We start from the raw sequence: 17,350 nt of genomic DNA on the forward strand, positions 1-17,350 counted from the left end.
GCGGTTCAGCTCCCCGTCTCGGCCCGCCGACGCAGCCAGTGGTCGGCCAGCACGCAGGCCATCATCGCCTCGCCCACCGGCACCCCGCGGATGCCCACGCAGGGATCGTGACGGCCTTTCGTCACGATCTCGGTGTCGTTGCCGTCGATGTCCACCGTGCGGCGCGGCTGCAGGATGGAGCTGGTCGGCTTCACCGCGAAGCGCACCACGATGTCCTGCCCGGTGGAGATGCCGCCCAGAATGCCGCCGGCGTGGTTCGACAGGAACTCCACCCCGCCGCCGGGAGCCGCGCGCATCTCGTCCGCGTTCTCCTCCCCGCTCAGGGCGGCGGTGGCGAAGCCGTCACCGATCTCCACGCCCTTGACGGCGTTGATGGTCATCATCGCCCGGGCGAGGTCGCTGTCGAGCTTGTCGTAGAGCGGATCGCCCAGCCCAGCCGGCACGCCGGACGCCACCACCTCGATCACCGCGCCGCAGGAGGAGCCCGCCTTGCGCACGCCGTCCAGATAGTCGGCCCACTGCGCCGCCGCCTCCCGGTCCGGGCAGAAGAACGGGTTGGCGTCGACCTCGGCCCAGTCCCAGCGGCTGCGGTCGATGCGGTGCGGGCCCATCTGTACCAGCACCCCGCGGATGGTGACGCCGTCGAGGATGCGGCGCGCCACCGCACCGGCCGCGACGCGGCAGGCGGTCTCCCGCGCGCTGGACCGGCCGCCGCCGCGGTAATCACGCACCCCGTACTTCTTCCAGTACGCGTAATCGGCGTGGCCGGGCCGGAATTTCGCGGCGATGTCGCCGTAGTCCTTGGAGCGCTGGTCGGTGTTCTCGATCATCAGCGCGATGGGCGTGCCGGTGGTCACCCCCTCGAACACCCCGGACTGGATGCGGACGGCGTCGTCCTCCCGCCGCTGGGTGGTGTAGCGGGACTGGCCGGGCTTGCGCTTGTCCAGCCAGGGTTGGATATCCGCCTCGGTCAGCGGGATGCGCGACGGGCAACCGTCCACCACGACGCCGATGGCGGGCCCGTGGCTCTCGCCCCAGGTGGTGAATCGGAAGAGGGTGCCGAAGCTGTTGCCGGCCATGGCGTGCGAACTCCCGCGATCGGGGGCGGCGGGCCCAGCGGGCCGCCGCCCCTCCGCTCACTCCGGCTTGGCCGGGGCCAGCGAGTTGAGGAGCTGCGCCACCTGCGGGGCGGCGTCCACCGCCACCATGCCGACGGCGTGGTAACCGCTGTCCACATGCAACACCTCGCCGGTCACGCCGGCGCCGATGTCACTCAGCAGGAACAGCCCGGCCCCGCCCACGTCCTGGATGGTGACGTTGCGCTTCAGCGGTGCGTTCAGCTCGTTCCACTTCAGAATGTAGCGGAAGTCGCCGATGCCGCTGGCGGCCAGCGTCTTGATGGGGCCGGCGGAGATGGCATTGACGCGGATGGCCCGGCCACCCAGATCGACGGCCAGATAGCGCACGCTCGCTTCCAACGCCGCCTTCGCCACGCCCATGACGTTGTAGTGCGGCATCACCCGCTCCGCCCCCAGATAGGAGAGGGTCACGAGGCTGCCGCCGTTCTTCATCAGCGGCACCGCACGCTGCGCCACCGCGGTGAAGGAGTAGCAGGAGATGTCCATCGTGCGGAGGAAGTTGCCGCGCGTGGTGTTGAGGTATTCGCCATCCAGTTCGTTCTTATCGGAAAACGCGATCGCATGGACCACGAAATCGAGCGAACCCCACTCCGCTTCCAGGGCCGCGAAGGTGGCGTCGATGCTGGCGTCGTCGCTCACGTCGCAAGGCACCACCAGCTTGGCGCCGACCTGTTCGGCGAGCGGACGCACGCGCTTGGCCAGCGCCTCGCCCTGGTAGGTGAAGGCGAGCTCGGCACCGTGCTGGGCCGCCGCCTGTGCGATACCCCAGGCGATCGACCGATCGTTCGCCACGCCCATGATCAGGCCGCGCTTGCCTTCCATCAGCGGCTTCCCGTTGGACATCCAGACCTCTTGTTTCTCGAACCGCTTGGCGTGAAAAGTGGGGCGCATCCTACACCAAAGACCGGCCGGGTCAAATCGAGGCGGGGGCACGCTGATGGGGTTCGTTGAGAGGGTCCGGAGAGCACCGCGCCGCGCCCGTGCCGCGGGCCGCGAGCTGTGGGGGTTCCTGGTCTATTCGGCGCTGCGCTTCTACAACGACAACTGCTTCCAGACGGCGGCCTCGCTCACCTACACCTCGCTGCTGGCGATCGTGCCGATCATGACGATCGGCTTCGCCATCTTCACCGCGTTCCCGGCCTTCAGTGCCCTGCAGACCCAGATCCAGGGCATGATCATCCGCAACATCGTGCCGGAGATCGGCGACGCCATCCTGGAGTATCTCGGCCAGTTCATGGCGAACGCCGGGCAGATGACGATCTTCGGGGTGATCGGGCTGGCGGTGTCGGCGGTGCTGCTGATCTGGACGATCGAGGGGTCCTTCGCCGCCATCTGGCGCGTCAACGAGCCGCGCTCGCTGGTCACCCGGATCCTGTCCTTCTGGGCCGTGGTGTCGCTGACGCCGCTGTTCGCCGGCGCCAGCCTGTCCTTGTCGACCACCCTGTGGTCGGTGCTCCAGGGCGCGCATCTGGAGGAGCTGGCCTACCCGCTGGTCGGATTCGGGGGGGTGCTGCCCTTCCTGTTGCAGATGGTGGGCTGCACGCTTCTCTACATGATCATCCCCAACCGTCCCGTGCGCTGGCTGGACGCGCTGTGCGGCGGCATCATAGGCTCGCTGCTGCTGGAGACGTCGAAGTCGCTGTTCGCCTGGTACATGCGGGAGTATCCGGCCTACCAGACCATCTACGGCGCGCTGTCCACCGTGCCGATCTTCCTGTTCTGGCTCTACATCGCGTGGTCCACGGTGCTGTTCGGGGCCGTCGTCACGGCCGCCTTTCCCGAATGGCGGGCGGGCAAGATCACCCGCGGCGGGCCGGAAGGGCTGCTGCCCGGACAGCGGCTGGCGCTCGCCATGGCGGTGCTGCACGAACTGCTGGCCGCCAGCCGGCTGGGGGTGGGGTTGCGGCGGCGGACGCTGGTGACCCGCGTGCCGGTGGGCACGGCGCTGATCGACGGCATCCTGGAGCAGCTGCGCGACGCCCACTGGGTCGCCCACACCACCCGCGATTCGTGGGTGGTCACCCGTGACCTCGGCGAATCGACGCTGTTCGACCTGCTGAAGGCGCTGGGCATCGGCATGCGCGGGACGGTGCGGGGCCTCGGCGGGCTGGAAACGCCGTGGCAGGAGCGCACCGCCCACCTGCTCGACCAAGCGGAAGCCGGCATGCAGGAGGTGCTGGGCATCCCGCTGAAGGATCTGCTGACCGACCAGCCGGTTCCCACGCCGGCGCCCAGCCTGGGCGAAGGTGCGCCGCCGGTGCCGCTGCGCCCGCGGCGGTCGTCGCCATAGGGAGCAGGCGCCGTCAGGCCGCGTCGATCTCCCCCACCATGCGCCAGTTCGCGGCGTTCTGGTCGAGATGCTTCTTCAGGCCGCTGGGCAGTGTGTGCATGGCGTCCAGCCGGATGAACAGGCGGTGATCCTCGCCCAGCGCGAGCTGGTAGCACAGGATGACGAACTCCGAGCAGAACACGTGCTTCACGATCGGTGTCGTGCCGCCGGCCGTGTCCCGCAGCGCCAGCCGCTCGCGGTACTTGGCGAGCCGTGTCCGTGCATCCTTGCCGAAGGCGCTGGAGCCGCTCCACGACTTGAACACCGCCCGGGCCGCACCGTATTGCGAGCCGCTGCGGATCTCGTCGGCGATGCGGGCGATCTTGCGGGCGTCGCCGTAGGTCAGGTCGTTCGGCCGGTAGACGTAGGCCTTGAGCCCCCAGCCGTAGACGATGCCGTCGTTGGTGGCGTGGATCACGTCGATGGCGCGGGTCGCCGGGCTGCTCAGGGTGGTGAGCGCCCGCCCCATGCTGTTGCACACCCCCAGCCCGGCGTGACCGAACTTTCGGGTGTTGATCAGGATGTCGCCCGCCATCAGGTCCATCGCCGCCTACCCTTTCGCGTGTGTGCGAAAGAATTAGGCCGGCAACCGGCCCCGCACAAGCGACAAGGGGCGGTGGACGAGGGCGGAGGCGGCTACTCCAGCCCCGCCTTCTTTCGGACGTCGTAGCTGCGGGTCCTGGCCCAATCCTCGATGAAGCGGACCAGCTCGCTGTCGGGTGGGTCGGGCAGCACGACCTTCAGCTTCACATACTGGTCGCCGGTCTGCTTCGTCTTCTGGCTGACCACGCCCTTGCCGCGCAGCCGCAGGATCGACCCGGTGTTCGATCCCGGCGGCACCTTCACCGCCACGGGGCCGGTTACCGTCGGTACCCGGATGGTCGAGCCCAGCACCGCCTCGTTCAGGGTGATGGGGACCTCCAGGTGGATGTCGCCGTCCTGGCGGGTGAAGAAGGGGTGCGGGTCCACCAGCACCTCGACGATGGCGTCGCCGGCCTCGGCGCCGCCGAGACCCGGCAGCCCCTGGCCCTTCAGGCGCAGCTTCTGCTCGTTCTCGGTGCCGGGCGGGATGTTCACGTCCAGGCTCTTGCCGTGCGACAGGCTGATCCGCCGCCGGGTGCCCTGGGCCGCTTCCAGGAAGGGCACGGCGACGGAATAGGCGATGTCGGCGCCGCGCACCTTGGGGCCGCTTTGCGCGCCGGCACCGCCGGCCGAGCCTCCGGACGCTCCGCCGGTGCCGGCGCTACCGCTCCGCCGCCGGCCGAACATGTCGTGGAAGAAGTCCTCGGCGCTGAAGGAGAAACCGTCGTCCCCGGCGGAGGACGTTCCGCCCGCCCGCGCCCGCGCGCTGTAGGCGCGGGCACCGGCGCGCGGGTCGCGGTGGGTGCGTTCGGCACCGCCCGCGTCGATCTCCCCCCGGTCGTAGCGCGCGCGCTTTTCGGGATCGGAGAGGATCGCGTAGGCGGCCGAGACCTCCTTGAAGCGCTCCTCGTTGCCCGGCGCATCCGGCTTGCGGTCCGGATGATGCTCCTTGGCGAGCTTCCGGTACGCCTTCTTGATCTCATCCGAGGTCGCGGTGCGGGCGACGCCGAGGGTCTGGTACGGATCGCGCATCGTGGCCAAGGGAGGGGCTACTCCAAGCCCCGGCGGTCGGTCTCCGGGGGGTTACGGGCAAGGGATCAGTTGTTGACGATCTTCCAACTGCCGTCGGGCTGTTTGCAAGCGGTTCCGTAGGCCTGCTCCGTACGACCGCCGACGACGATCGTCTGCTGGAACTCGCGGCAGTAATTTCCGGTGGACGACCAGCCGTCGCGAGTCGACACGATGGTGCCCTTGTTGCCGGACTGCGGGTTGTTCCAGGCGATCTTCTCGCCGACGGGGGCGGCGTAGGCGCGGGTTGCCGCCTGGTTGGCGTAGGTCTGGTCGGCCTTGTCGAGCGACGCCCCGATCTCGCGCCCGACGAAGGCGCCGAGAAGCGTGCCGACGCCGGTCGCCACCAGCTTGCCGCTGCCGCCGCCGATCTGCGATCCAAGAAGGCCACCGGCCGCCGCCCCGCCCAGCGTGCCCACCGTCTCCTTCGTGCCACCGGTGCCCATGCAGCCGGACAGGAGGGCGAGCGCGAGCGCTGCCGGAACCATCCTCTTGATAACCATTTCTTTCAGCCTCGATGCTGTTATGCGCCGCGCGGGACACCCAAGGGGATCGAACCCCGCGCCGGGTCGCACAGATATATGCTATCGCGCAGCCGCTGTGAATTGCGACGAAGCTGTGACCGCAAGCACACGCCTTCGTTGCGCAACCGTACAGGAGTTGGGGCGGACCCATGACGGCCGACAATCAACAGGATCCCTTCGCGCTCTTCGACGCCTGGATGGCGGAGGCGACCGCCAGCGAATCCAGCGATCCCAACGCCATGGCGCTCGCCACGGCGGACGCCGAGGGGCGCCCCTCGGTGCGCATGGTGCTGCTGAAAGGCGTGGACCCCCGCGGGTTCGTCTTCTACACCAACACCGAAAGCTACAAGGGCGGGCAACTGGGCGCCAACCCCAACGCCGGTCTGTGCTTCCACTGGAAGTCCCTGAAGCGCCAGATCCGCATCGAGGGGGCCGTCGAGCGCGTGACCGAGACGGAAGCCGACGCCTATTTCCAGTCGCGCCCGCGCGACAGCCGCATCGGCGCCTGGGCCTCGCAGCAGTCGCGCCCGCTGGAAGGGCGGTGGGAGCTGGAGAAGCGCGTGGCGCAGTTCGCCGCGAAATTCGGCATCGGGGAGGTGCCGCGTCCGCCGCACTGGACCGGCTTCCGCGTGCTGCCCCGCCGCATCGAGTTCTGGCAGGACCGCCCCTTCCGCCTGCACGACCGGCTGCTCTTCGAACGCGCGGACGACGGTACGGCGGCTCCCTACCGCTGGACCACCGCCAAGCTCTATCCATGACCGGGGCCGACGATCCGGATCGGCTGCGCCGGCTCGCCACCTACGCCAGCGTCGCGGTGGCGATGACGCTGATCGTGGCGAAGCTGACCGCTTATCTGGTGACGGATGCGGTCAGCATCCTGTCGTCGCTGATCGACTCCACCACCGACCTGCTGGCGTCGGTGGTGGCGCTGGTCGGCGTCCGCCACGCGCTACGGCCCGCCGACCTCCAGCACCGCTTCGGCCACGGCAAGGCGGAGGCTCTGGCGACCCTGGCGCAGGCCGCCTTCATCACCGGTTCGGCCCTGCTGCTGACCGTGGAGGCGGTGCGCCGGCTGTTCCGGCCGGAGCCGGTGAGCGAGAGCGCCATCGGCATCGCGGTGATGGTGCTGTCCATCCTGCTGACGCTGGCGCTGGTGGCGTTCCAGCGCCACGTCGTGCGGCGCACCGGCTCGCTCGCGGTCGGGGCCGACAGCCTGCATTACGCCGGCGACCTGTTCATGAATCTGGCGGTCATCGCCGCGATCCTGCTGACGCAATGGACCGGCCTCGCGGCGCTGGATCCGATCTTCGGCGTGGGGATCGCCGCCTTTCTGCTGCACGGCGCGTGGCGGATCCTGGGCGAGGCGCTGAACGTGCTGATGGACCACGAACTGCCGGAGAAGGACCGGCAGCGCATCCACGCCATCGTCCAGCGCAGCGGCGAGGCCAAGGGCATGCACGATCTGCGCACGCGCAGCACCGGCACCGCGAGCTTCATCGAATTCCACCTGGAACTCGATCCACAGCTCACCGTCTCGGCAGCCCATGACGTGACCGACCGGATCGAACAGGCCCTGCTCGCCGAATTCCCCAACGCCGACGTGAACATCCACCAGGAGCCGCATGGTCTGGCGGAGGACCGGCTGGACAACCGGCTGAAAAAGGCGCGGTCGCGGTGATCTTTCGCGGTTGCGGTAGAGGTGTCGGCCGGGGTGCCTAACACCAATTGTGGATATTGCCATTCCGTGTCGAATCGGTAATCCTTGGAATGGGGGAGCGCTTTACGAAAATTCGAAAGAAGGGCGGACGAAATGGACGCGTCCTTGGGCAACCGTACGTTTCTCATCGGCGACCTCGCGGATGAGGCTGGCAAGCTGGGCGTGGAAATCGCCGACATCGCCGGTCACGTGGACGAGGTGTATGGGCGCATCGATCATCAGGCCAGGGTGTTCGCCCAGCTTCGCGACACCGGCGCGCGCATGTCCGCCAGCACGGATCGCATCCGGCAGGCGGCCACCGTCGCGCGCACGGTGACCGACCGGGCGCGGCAGGACGTGGATGGATCACGCGGGCGCATCGAGCAGTCGCTGACGGACATCCACGCGCTGGTCACCGCCGTCGGCGGCATGGAAGGGCAGATCGCCGGGCTGCGTGACGCGCTGGAGCGGGTCGGCAAGGTCGCCAAGGAGATCGCCACCATCGCCAAGCAGACCAACCTGCTGGCGCTGAATGCCACGATCGAGGCGGCCCGCGCCGGTGAAGCGGGGCGCGGATTCGCCGTCGTGGCCGGCGAGGTGAAGGCGCTGTCCACCAAGACCAGCGAAGCCACGGCGGAGATCGACACCACCCTGCGCTATCTCAACGACCAGGCGCAGCGCCTGATGGCGGAGAGTGCGGCCAGCGCCGGGAAGGCGCGCGCCGTGAGCGAGGGGACGTCGTCCATCGGGTCGGTGATCACGATGGTGGGCCGCGCGATGGGTGAGCTTCAGGCGGAGACCGGCAAGATCGAAGCCGCCTCCGGCGAGATCGGGCAGAATTGCGGCGAACTCGGGCGGGAGATCGACGATCTCGCGACCGGGGTCGACCTGTCCCGCGACAATCTGGCGCAGGCGCGGGAGCGGGTGAACACGCTGCTCGGCATGGGCGAACGGCTGATCTCCATCACCGCCGAGTTCGATGTGGAGACGGTCGATACGCCGATGATCCGGGCGGCGCGCGAGACGGCGTCGCGGATCGGTGCCATGTTCGAGGATGCGCTGAACCGAGGCGAGCTGTCGGAGACCGACCTGTTCGACCGCAGCTACCGGCCGATCCCCGGCAGCGACCCGCAGCAGGTGATGGCGCGCTTCACCGAATTCTGCGACCGCGCCCTTCCACCCGTGCAGGAGCCGTTGCTCGACCGCGACCGCCGCATCGTGTTCTGCGCCGCGGTGGACGAGAACGGCTATCTGCCGACGCACAATCGCAAATTCAGCCAGCCCCAGGGCAAGGATCCGCTCTGGAACACCGCGAACTGCCGCAACCGTCGCATGTTCAACGACCGGGTGGGACTTGCGGCCGGCCGCGGCAAGGGGCCGTTCCTGCTGCAGACCTACCGGCGAGACATGGGCGGGGGGAATTTCACGCTGATGAAGGACGTGTCGGCCCCCATCGTCGTGCGCGGACGTCACTGGGGGGGCTTCCGCATCGGGTACAAGGCTTGAGACCGGCACCATCGGCGCGATCGCCGCAACCTTCGATCGAGCCACGGGACGTTGTGCTCGTGACTCGATGACGCAGACGTTTCTTGCAGATCAGAACCGCGTTTGGCGAAAGTTCGTGGTAATTTTTCTGCAATGATCGATGCCGTCGCTCCGGCCGCTGCGCGGACGGGCCGGTGGCAAGGGTGCCGAGGAGGAGCCGCATGCCCGAACGTATCGTCGCCCTGTCGCGCGCGGTGTCCGAACTTGCCACCCGCAAGATGGACGAGATACAGGCGGTCACCAACACCACCAAGATCCTGGCGCTGAACGCGCTGATCGAGGCGATGCGGGCGGGCGAGGCCGGCCGCGGATTCGCCGTGGTGGCGCAGGAGGTGAAGGCGATCTCCGAGCGCATCACCACGATCGGCGACGAGATGCGCGCGCAGATGGCGACGCAGACGACGGAGCTGGACACGCTCGGGCGGCGCCTGGTCGGGCAGCTCCGCGGCGGGCGGCTCGCCGACTTGGCGCTCAACATGATCGACATCGTGGACCGCAATCTCTACGAGCGGTCCTGCGATGTGCGCTGGTGGGCGACCGACAGCGCCGTCGTCGATTGCGCCGCGTCCCCGTCGCCGCAGGCCCGTGCCCACGCGGCGCAGCGGCTGGCGGTGATCCTGCGCGCCTACACCGTCTATCTGGACCTGTGGGTGGTCGACAGCCGCGGCACCGTGCTCGCCAACGGCCGCCCCGAACGCTACCCGCGCGCGGTCGGCAGCTCCGTTGCCCAGGAAAGCTGGTTCAAGGATGCACTGGCCACCCGCAATGGCGGGGAATTCGCGGTGGCCGACATCGCCGTGAACGACAGTCTGGACCGTTCCACCGTCGCCACCTACGCCACCGCCATCCGCGAGGGCGGAGAGGAGGATGGGGCGGTGATCGGCGCGCTCGGCATCTTCTTCGACTGGCAGACCCAGTCGCAGACGGTGGTGGACAGCGTGCGGCTGACGCCGGAGGAGAAGCCGGCAACCCGCTGTCTGCTGGTTGACCGGCGGCACCGCGTGATCGCGTCCTCCGATCGCCGCGGGGTGCTGGGCGAGACCTATCCGCTCCGCACCGACGGCAGGACGCACGGGGCCTACGCGGACGATCATGGCCGGGTGGTCGGCTTCGCCCTGACGCCGGGGTACGAGACCTATCGCGGCCTCGGCTGGTATGGGGTGATCGTGCAGGAGCATGCGGGCGCCGGCGGTTGACGACGCCATGTGTCATCTTCGTTGCAGTTTTAACATCAGGATGTAATGGGGCCGTGGTTTCGTAGACCGACCGTCTCCGAATGCGGCGAGCCCGTGCCTTGAACACTGTTGTCCCCTCGATCCGGCAGAACATCGATTCGGCCATCGAGTTGGTTGTGTTGTCCCCAGCGCTCGATGGCGTGCGCAAGGAGTGCCTTCTGGCAAAGCTCCGCCACCTCCGCGACACGCTGTGCAGCGAGCCCTGCCATCCAGGTCCGGAGGGTTGCGCGTGCTCCCGCTCGATCGCGGCCGTGTTCGGCACGGAGCGCCTGGCGACGCCCGGACTTCCGGTCGCGCGGCGCGATTAGGCCCCCGACCGTTCTCGGTGCGGCGGGCCGTTCAGTGCCGACAGGAAGGGCGATGCGGCCTGCTTCGGCTTCGGTGCGCGGTGGGGCGGACGCGGATGCGCGCCCTCGAGCGTGAAATTCGTCATCCGTCGGAGGTCGGCCGAACGGTGGGCCATCGTCTCCGCCCGTTTCATCACGAGGATCTGGTGATCCCGATCAAGGGCTCGGAAGGCCGCCGACGCATGCGCCAGCAGCGTCGTGGTGGGATTGCGTGCAACCTCCTCGAGCGCGCGTTCGAGCAGCCGGAACTCCACGATTCCGGGCACGCGCTCGGTCTTCACCGCGTCGGTCAGGAGGCGGATGGCCTCCACCATAGTGTCGTCGAAAGGTGTCGGCATGGCTGGTCGGCGCGGACCCTAGCACGGCTGCCCGCGCCTTGCCACTCTTCGGCGATGCCGTATGACATGGCCGTTTTGGGATTGTAACCAGATTGGGAAACATCATGTCGCGTTCGAGATACTGGCGAAACATTTGCCTACTAATGTGATCGCTCCACAGGGCGGGAGCGGTGACATGGATGCATCATCCAGCGAGCAGGAGGTGATCCGCCAAGCCTTCGTGGTCGTGCTCGCGACGGATGTCATCTCGCAGGCCCGCAAGCGAATCGCCCTCGCCCGGCTGGAGGGGGTCACGGGGGCGGATGGCTGTCCGACCGGCGGGTGCGGCCCCTGCCAACGCCGCCGGCGCTGCGAGGAGGCGGTGCAGGAGATCATGGCAACGGCGTGACGGTTTCCGCCGGTTGTGACGAAGGTCACTGCGGGCAGCATGGTCTGTGCTACTGTCGTCATCCCTTGGGGGAAGACGGCGATGACGTTTGCACTGACATTCTGGGGCGTGCGCGGCACGATCGCGTGCCCCATGTCCACACACATGGGTTATGGCGGCCACACCAGCTGCGTCGAGGTCATGGCCGGTTCGCATCGGATCGTGCTGGACGCGGGCACCGGCTTGCGGCTTCTCGGCAAACGGTTCCTGAAGGAAGGGCTGGGGCGGGCGACGCTGCTTCTGTCGCACACCCATCTCGACCACATCGCCGGCTTTCCCTTCTTCGCTCCCGCCTACACCAAGGGTTTCGGGCTGAACATCATCGCCGGCCACTGCAACGGCAACCCCGGCATCGAAGCGGTGATGGCGCGACAGATGGAGCGGCCGTTGTTTCCGGTGCCGATGCGCACCATGGGGTCCGACCTGTCCTTCACCGAGATCGAGGCCGGCAGCAGTTTTCCGCTGGACGGCGGGGTGATGGTCCGCACCGCGCCGCTCAACCATCCGGATGGGGCCACCGCCTATCGGATCGAATTCGCCGGCCGCTCGCTCTGCTACGTCACCGACACCGAGCATGTGCCGGGCAAACCCGACCGCAACATCCTGGGTCTGATCCAGGACGCCGACCTTGTGATCTACGACTCCACCTACACGGAGCAGGAGTTCACGTGCAAGGTCGGGTGGGGCCATTCCACCTGGAACGAGGGGGTGCGGCTGTGCCGTGAGGCGGGGGCGAAGCGGCTGGCGCTGTTCCACCACGATCCCGACCACGACGACGAATCCGTGGCGGCGATCGAGCGGGACGCGCAGGAGAATTTTCCCGACAGCTTCGCCGCGCGGGAAGGGGCGACCGTCACGCTGGCCTGATGGCCATCACCCGGTCAGTCCTCGTCGTCCTCATCGACATCCAGCGGTTCCTCACCGGTGGACAGCAGATCCGGGCGCAGGGTGCCCAGGGCGCGCAGCACCGCCGCCACAGTGTCCTCGTCGAGCGCGGACGCCGCCGCAACCTCCGCAATCAGAGTGTCGGACACCGCTGGCGCCCCTGGCACGCGCCGCCGCAGCCGGCGGATCTCCTGCTCGATCGCCTTGCGTTCGGCGGCGACGTCGTTGGAGTACTGGCTGCGGTAGCGGGTCGAGAAGTCGTGGAGGCGCCGGTTGACGATCACCTCCGCGGCGAACAGGGCGCGGCGCTGGGCGTCGCCGACCGGATCGGAACCACCCTCGCTCATGCGCGGCACCCCATCGCCTTGCGGGCTCAGCCCAGCTTCAGTTCCTGGAAGAAGTCGTTGCCCTTGTCGTCGGTGACGATGAAGGCGGGGAAATCCTCCACCTCGATCCGCCAGATGGCTTCCATGCCGAGTTCCGGATACTCGATGCATTCCACCTTGCGGATGCAGTCCTGGGCCAGCCGGGCGGCGGCACCGCCGATGGAGCCCAGGTAGAAGCCGCCATACTTCTTGCACGCCTCTCGCACCTCGGCGCTGCGGTTGCCCTTGGCCAGCATGACCATGGAACCGCCGGCCGCCTGGAACTGGTCGACGAAGCTGTCCATGCGCCCGGCCGTGGTCGGCCCGAAGGAACCGGACGGCATGCCCTCCGGCGTCTTGGCCGGGCCGGCGTAATAGATGGGGTGGTTCTTGAAGTAATCGGGCAGCCCCTCGCCGGCATCCAGCCGCTGGCGCAGCTTGGCATGGGCGAGGTCGCGGGCGACGATCAGCGGACCGGTCAGCGACACCCGGGTGCGGATCGGATACTGGGTGAGGGTCGCCAGGATCTCGGACATCGGGCGGGTGAGGTCGATCTTGACCACCTCGTCCGCGAGCTGGTTGCCGGTGACCTCGGGCAGGAAGCGCGCGGGGTCGGTCTCCAGCGCCTCCAGCCAGATGCCGTCGCGGGTGATCTTGCCCACCGCCTGACGATCCGCCGAGCAGGACACGCCGATGCCGATGGGCAGCGAGGCGCCGTGGCGCGGCAGCCGGATGACGCGCACGTCGTGGCAGAAATACTTGCCGCCGAACTGGGCGCCGATGTTCATGTCCTGCGACAGCTTCAGGACCTGCGCCTCCATCTCCAGGTCGCGGAAGGCGTGCGCCTGCTCCGAGCCCTGGGTGGGCAGATGGTCGAGGTAGCGGGCCGAAGCCAGCTTCACCGTCTTCAGGTTGAGTTCCGCCGATAGGCCGCCGATGACGATGGCGAGGTGGTAGGGCGGGCAGGCCGCGGTGCCCAGCGTGCGGATCTTCTCGTCCAGCAGCTTCAGCAGCCGGTCGGGGGTCAGGGCCGACGGGGTGGACTGGATCAGGAAGGTCTTGTTGGCGGAGCCGCCGCCCTTCGCCATGAACAGGAACTTGTAGGCGTCCTCGCCCTCCTCGTAGAGGTCGATCTGGGCGGGCAGGTTGGTGCGCGTGTTGCGCTCCTCGTACATGGTGATGGGGGCGAGCTGGCTGTACCGTAGGTTGCGCTTCAGATAGGCGTCGCGCACGCCGGCACCCAACGCGCCCTCGTCCCCGCCCTTGGTCCAGACGCGCCGGCCCTTCTTGCCCATGATGATGGCGGTGCCGGTGTCCTGGCACATGGGCAGCACGCCACTGGCCGCGATGTTGGCGTTCTTCAGCATGTCCAGCGCCACGAAGCGGTCGTTGGCCGAGGCTTCCGGATCGTCGAGGATGGCGCGGAGCTGCGCCAGATGGCCGGGGCGCAGCAGGTGGTTGATGTCCATGAAGGCCTGCTCGGCCAGCAGGCGCAGCCCCTCCGCCTCGACCTTCAGCACCTCCTCGCCGTCGAACTCGGCCACCGACACGAAATCGGAGGTCAGCTTGCGGTACGGCGTGTCGTCGCGGGTCAGCGGGAACAGGCTGGAATGGCCGCGCGAAAGGCTCGTGTCGTCGGGCATGGGGGTGGTCCTCGCATGAACGGGTCTCGTTCGGTCCCGGCAGCGGCGGGGGGGCTGCGGCGGGTGATCGAGCCGACGTTATACACCGCCCCGCCAGCGACACAACCGGCTGCGCGCCGCTGGATTCAGCCAGCTGCGGACTGCGGCGGCGTGTCGCGCGCGGCGCGCTCGGCAAAGGCGGCGACGGTGCTGCGGTAGGCCGGTTCCAGCGCCCCGAGCAGGGCGCCGGGACGCCCGCCTCTGTCCAGCGTCTCCTCCAACCCCTTGGCGAGGTCGGCCAGCCGCGTCGCACCCACATTGCCGGCAGCCCCTTTGAGGGCATGGGCGATCTGACGGGCCTGGGCCGGATCGCCGCCGTCAATCGTACGCCGCAGATCGTCGATGAGATCGCGGGCGTTGCGGATGAACTGGTCGAGGATGACGCGCATCTCGCCGCCGTCGAGGATGGCGAACAGCTCGTCCAGCCGCGCGCCATCGATGACGCCGTTGGCGACACCGGTGGACGTCTCCGGCGGCGCGGCGGGTGGGGGATCGCCGGGCCCGGCGGGCATTGCCGCCGTCCCGCCGACACGGTCGAGCAGGGCCCGCAGCCGGCCCCAGTCGACCGGCTTGACCAGCACCTCGTCCATGCCGGCGGCGACGAAGGCCGCGCGGTGCTCCGGCAGGGCATCCGCGGTCAGCGCCACGATCGGTACGGCGGCCGCCGCTCCCGGCAGGGCGCGGATCATGCGGGCCGCCGACGGCCCGTCCAGCTCCGGCATGTGGACGTCCATCAGCACGAGGTCGGGCAGCACCGGGGCGCCCACCAGCTCCCCCACCGCCTCGCGTCCGTTGGTGGCCAGGGTCACCCGATGTCCCATGCGGGTCAGGAACCGCTTGATCAGATCGCGGTTGACCGCGTTGTCGTCGGCGACCAGCACCCGCAGGGCGCGCGTCGTGGCGGGTTCGGCGGAATCGCCGGGCGCCGCCTCCACCCCGGCCGGGTCGCCCGCCGGCAGCCGCAACTGCACGGTGAAGCAGGACCCTTCGCCCGGCCGGCTCGTGACGTCGATGCTGCCACCCATCAGCGAAACCAGCCGGTGCGCGATGGAGAGGCCAAGGCCGGTGCCGCCATACCGGCGCGTGGTCGAGGAGTCGCCCTGGGAGAAGGGCACGAACAGCCGGCCGGTCTGCTCGGCCGTCATGCCGATGCCGGTGTCGGTCACGGTCAGGCGCAGGGCCACCGTCCCATCCTCCTGCGGGCGGGCGAGCAGGCCGATCCGCACCTCGCCCTGCTCGGTGAACTTGACCGCGTTGCCGACGAGGTTGAAGAGAATCTGCTGGATGCGGGTGGGATCGCCCTTGACGACCGTCCCTGCGGAATCGGTTGCATCGATGTCGGTGGCGAGCGACAGCCGGCGTTCCGCCGCCATCGGTCGGAACAGACGGAGCACCGTGCGCAACGTCTCCCGCAGATCCAGATCCACCGTCTCCAGCTCCAGCCGGCCGGCGTCGATCTTGGACAGGTCGAGCACGTCGTTCACCACCGCCAGCAGCGTGCGCGCCGAGGTGCGCAGAGTGTCGATGCATTCCTTCTGCTCGTGGTCGAGCGCGGTGTCGGCGAGGAAGTCCGCCATGCCGATCACCCCGGTCAAGGGCGTGCGCAGCTCGTGGCTCATGTTGGCGAGGAAGACGGACTTGGCGGCGTTGGCCTGCTCGGCGGCGTGGCGGGAGGCGACCAGATCCTCCTCGAAGCGGCGCGTCTCCGACATGTCGCGGACCGTCGCGGTGATGTGGCGGCGTCCGCCGACGGTGGTGATGGACACGGTGGCGGTGGCCGGCACGGCATGCCCCTCCCGGTGCAGCACGCCGAGCAAGCGCCAGTCGCCCAACGTGCGCGAGGAATCGCGGCCTGCCAGGAACTCGCTTGCGGCCGCGCGGTGACGCTCCACCACCCAGGCCGGCAGGAGTTCCAGGCAGGAACGCCCGATCATGTCGCCCTCCTCGAGCCCGACCAGCGTCGCGGCCGCCCGGTTGACCCACAGGATTCGGCCGTCGGCGTCCAGCCCCAGCATGGCGTCATCGGTGATGGCGTTGACCGCCTCCAGCACGGCCGTCTTCTCGCGCAGGCGCTCCTGGCTGCGGTCGAGGTCGGCGGTGCGCTGTTCGATCACGCGGATGTAGTCCTGGACGGCCGCGGCCATGTCGGCCAGCTCGTCGCCACCGGACGTGTCGAGGGTCACCGGACGGCCCCGCACCCCCTCGACCATCTGGTCGCGGAGCGCCAGCAGCCGGCGCAGGACACCGCGGTGCAGCAGCACGAAGAGCGCGATCATGACCGCGACGACCGCCGACATGGCGATGGACAGATCGATGCGCAGGCTCTGGCCGGTCTCCTCCGTGCGCTGGTGTTGCCGCGCCACCGCTTGTCCGGCCTCCAGCGACAGGGCGCTCGCGAGGGAGGCGAAGCGGGTGCCGATCTCGACCACCGCGCGCTGGAGGTTGACCCGCCGCCGCTCGATGTCCAGAAGCCGGCCACGAATGGCGGGGATCCCGTCGTCGCCGAGCGCCAGGGCGCCCAGCCGCTCCCTCAGGGCGGGGTCGCCGATGGACGGGAGACGTTCGGTGATCGACTGGTGGATACGGGCGATGACGAGGCGGCTGTTCGCCGTGGCCGACAGGGCGATCGAGGCGACGACCGCCTGCGCGGCCGGATCGTCGGCCCTGGCCCGCTCCTGAAACGCCAGGAGCGCCGCCAGCCCGCGCAGGATGGCGGTATCGACTTCCATCCACTGCTGTTCCAGAAGCACCAGCGAACGCGTGGCCGCCATCAGCGCGTCACGCTCCTTCACCAGGTCGGCGCCGCGATTAGCCCCCAACGGAAGCCCGGCCAATGTCTCCAGCGGCCCGTCGAGCGAGCGGTTGCCATCCTCGAGCCGCTCCGCCGCCGTCCTCAGCCCGGCCGGCGAGGTCGCCGCCGAGACGTTGAGCGCCAGCTGCGACACGTCCCGTGCCCCGGCGTCGAGGCGGTGCGCGGCATCGAGGGCGGGCAGTTCCACACGGTGCATCGACAGTGACAGGTCGGTCAGCGTGTCAATGGATTTCATAAAAATGAAACCGATTCCGAATACCAGAAAGGTTATGGCCAGCGCGGCTCCGGCGAAGCGCGACGCGATGCTGCGAAAGCTGAGGGACCACGCCGCGGGCGAGGGGGGCATCGTCATGCGATCCGATCCGATGGCCAGACC

The 17,350-nt window shown here is 68.8% G+C and carries 16 protein-coding genes; 7 read left to right on the forward strand and 9 right to left on the reverse strand.

The features are described from left to right. Positions 1–5: 5 nt before the first annotated feature. Entirely contained in the window at positions 6–1,079 is a 1,074-nt protein-coding gene (gene aroC / locus HL658_RS01695; protein ID WP_180280154.1) for a chorismate synthase, read from the reverse strand. A 57-nt stretch (positions 1,080–1,136) separates the two neighbouring features. Then, positions 1,137–1,982, reverse strand: a complete 846-nt coding sequence (gene fabI, locus HL658_RS01700; RefSeq protein WP_180280155.1) for an enoyl-ACP reductase FabI — start codon at positions 1,980–1,982, stop codon at positions 1,137–1,139. Positions 1,983–2,076: 94 nt separating this feature from the next. Here fabI and HL658_RS01705 point away from each other — a divergent pair, with 94 nt between their 5' ends. Beyond that, positions 2,077–3,429, forward strand: a complete 1,353-nt coding sequence (locus tag HL658_RS01705) for a YihY family inner membrane protein (protein WP_180280156.1) — start codon at positions 2,077–2,079, stop codon at positions 3,427–3,429. Positions 3,430–3,442: 13 nt separating this feature from the next. Here the strand turns inward: HL658_RS01705 and HL658_RS01710 are convergent, their stop codons facing one another. From HL658_RS01710 to HL658_RS01720, 3 genes are all read right to left on the reverse strand, one after another. Beyond that, a complete protein-coding gene (locus HL658_RS01710; protein ID WP_180287619.1) occupies positions 3,443–4,003 on the reverse strand; it encodes a hypothetical protein in 561 nt (186 codons plus the stop codon). A 101-nt stretch (positions 4,004–4,104) separates the two neighbouring features. After that, a complete protein-coding gene (locus HL658_RS01715; RefSeq protein ID WP_180280786.1) occupies positions 4,105–5,082 on the reverse strand; it encodes a DnaJ C-terminal domain-containing protein in 978 nt (325 codons plus the stop codon). Between the two features lie 65 nt (positions 5,083–5,147). Beyond that, the gene (locus HL658_RS01720) at positions 5,148–5,621 is read right to left on the reverse strand and encodes an RT0821/Lpp0805 family surface protein (RefSeq protein WP_180280158.1); all 474 of its coding nucleotides are present in this window, start codon (positions 5,619–5,621) and stop codon (positions 5,148–5,150) included. Positions 5,622–5,791: 170 nt separating this feature from the next. Between HL658_RS01720 and pdxH the strand changes: the two genes are divergently transcribed. From pdxH to HL658_RS37595, 4 genes are all read left to right on the forward strand, one after another. Continuing rightward, positions 5,792–6,400, forward strand: coding sequence for a pyridoxamine 5'-phosphate oxidase (pdxH, locus tag HL658_RS01725; RefSeq protein WP_180280159.1), 609 nt, complete (start codon positions 5,792–5,794; stop codon positions 6,398–6,400). Beyond that, positions 6,397–7,320: a cation diffusion facilitator family transporter gene (locus HL658_RS01730; RefSeq protein ID WP_180280160.1), complete on the forward strand. Its 924-nt coding sequence runs from the start codon at positions 6,397–6,399 to the stop codon at positions 7,318–7,320. The genes pdxH and HL658_RS01730 overlap by 4 nt, the downstream gene beginning before the upstream one ends. Positions 7,321–7,767: 447 nt before the next feature. After that, positions 7,768–8,844 (forward strand): methyl-accepting chemotaxis protein, encoded by a 1,077-nt coding sequence (locus HL658_RS01735; RefSeq protein WP_425485315.1) that lies wholly within the window; start codon positions 7,768–7,770, stop codon positions 8,842–8,844. A 200-nt stretch (positions 8,845–9,044) separates the two neighbouring features. Continuing rightward, a complete protein-coding gene (locus HL658_RS37595; RefSeq protein ID WP_180280162.1) occupies positions 9,045–10,079 on the forward strand; it encodes a methyl-accepting chemotaxis protein in 1,035 nt (344 codons plus the stop codon). 343 nt (positions 10,080–10,422) lie between these two features. Here HL658_RS37595 and HL658_RS01745 read toward each other — a convergent pair whose 3' ends face one another. Continuing rightward, positions 10,423–10,779 (reverse strand): hypothetical protein, encoded by a 357-nt coding sequence (locus HL658_RS01745; protein ID WP_180280163.1) that lies wholly within the window; start codon positions 10,777–10,779, stop codon positions 10,423–10,425. A gap of 199 nt (positions 10,780–10,978) precedes the next feature. Between HL658_RS01745 and HL658_RS01750 the strand changes: the two genes are divergently transcribed. Both HL658_RS01750 and HL658_RS01755 read left to right on the forward strand, forming a co-directional pair. Next, positions 10,979–11,191, forward strand: a complete 213-nt coding sequence (locus HL658_RS01750) for a hypothetical protein (protein WP_180280164.1) — start codon at positions 10,979–10,981, stop codon at positions 11,189–11,191. 81 nt (positions 11,192–11,272) lie between these two features. Then, positions 11,273–12,097, forward strand: a complete 825-nt coding sequence (locus HL658_RS01755; protein WP_180280165.1) for an MBL fold metallo-hydrolase — start codon at positions 11,273–11,275, stop codon at positions 12,095–12,097. Positions 12,098–12,111: 14 nt separating this feature from the next. Here HL658_RS01755 and HL658_RS01760 read toward each other — a convergent pair whose 3' ends face one another. The 3 genes from HL658_RS01760 to HL658_RS01770 form a co-directional block, all read right to left on the reverse strand. Beyond that, positions 12,112–12,462, reverse strand: coding sequence for a hypothetical protein (locus HL658_RS01760; RefSeq protein ID WP_180280166.1), 351 nt, complete (start codon positions 12,460–12,462; stop codon positions 12,112–12,114). A gap of 26 nt (positions 12,463–12,488) precedes the next feature. Beyond that, entirely contained in the window at positions 12,489–14,123 is a 1,635-nt protein-coding gene (locus HL658_RS01765; protein ID WP_180280167.1) for a fumarate hydratase, read from the reverse strand. A 125-nt stretch (positions 14,124–14,248) separates the two neighbouring features. Next, positions 14,249–17,209, reverse strand: coding sequence for an ATP-binding protein (locus tag HL658_RS01770; RefSeq protein ID WP_180280168.1), 2,961 nt, complete (start codon positions 17,207–17,209; stop codon positions 14,249–14,251). Positions 17,210–17,350: the final 141 nt, after the last annotated feature.

Origin of the sequence: Azospirillum oleiclasticum (assembly GCF_013423485.1) — a bacterium.
GTDB classification, from domain to species: Bacteria; Pseudomonadota; Alphaproteobacteria; order Azospirillales; family Azospirillaceae; genus Azospirillum; species Azospirillum oleiclasticum.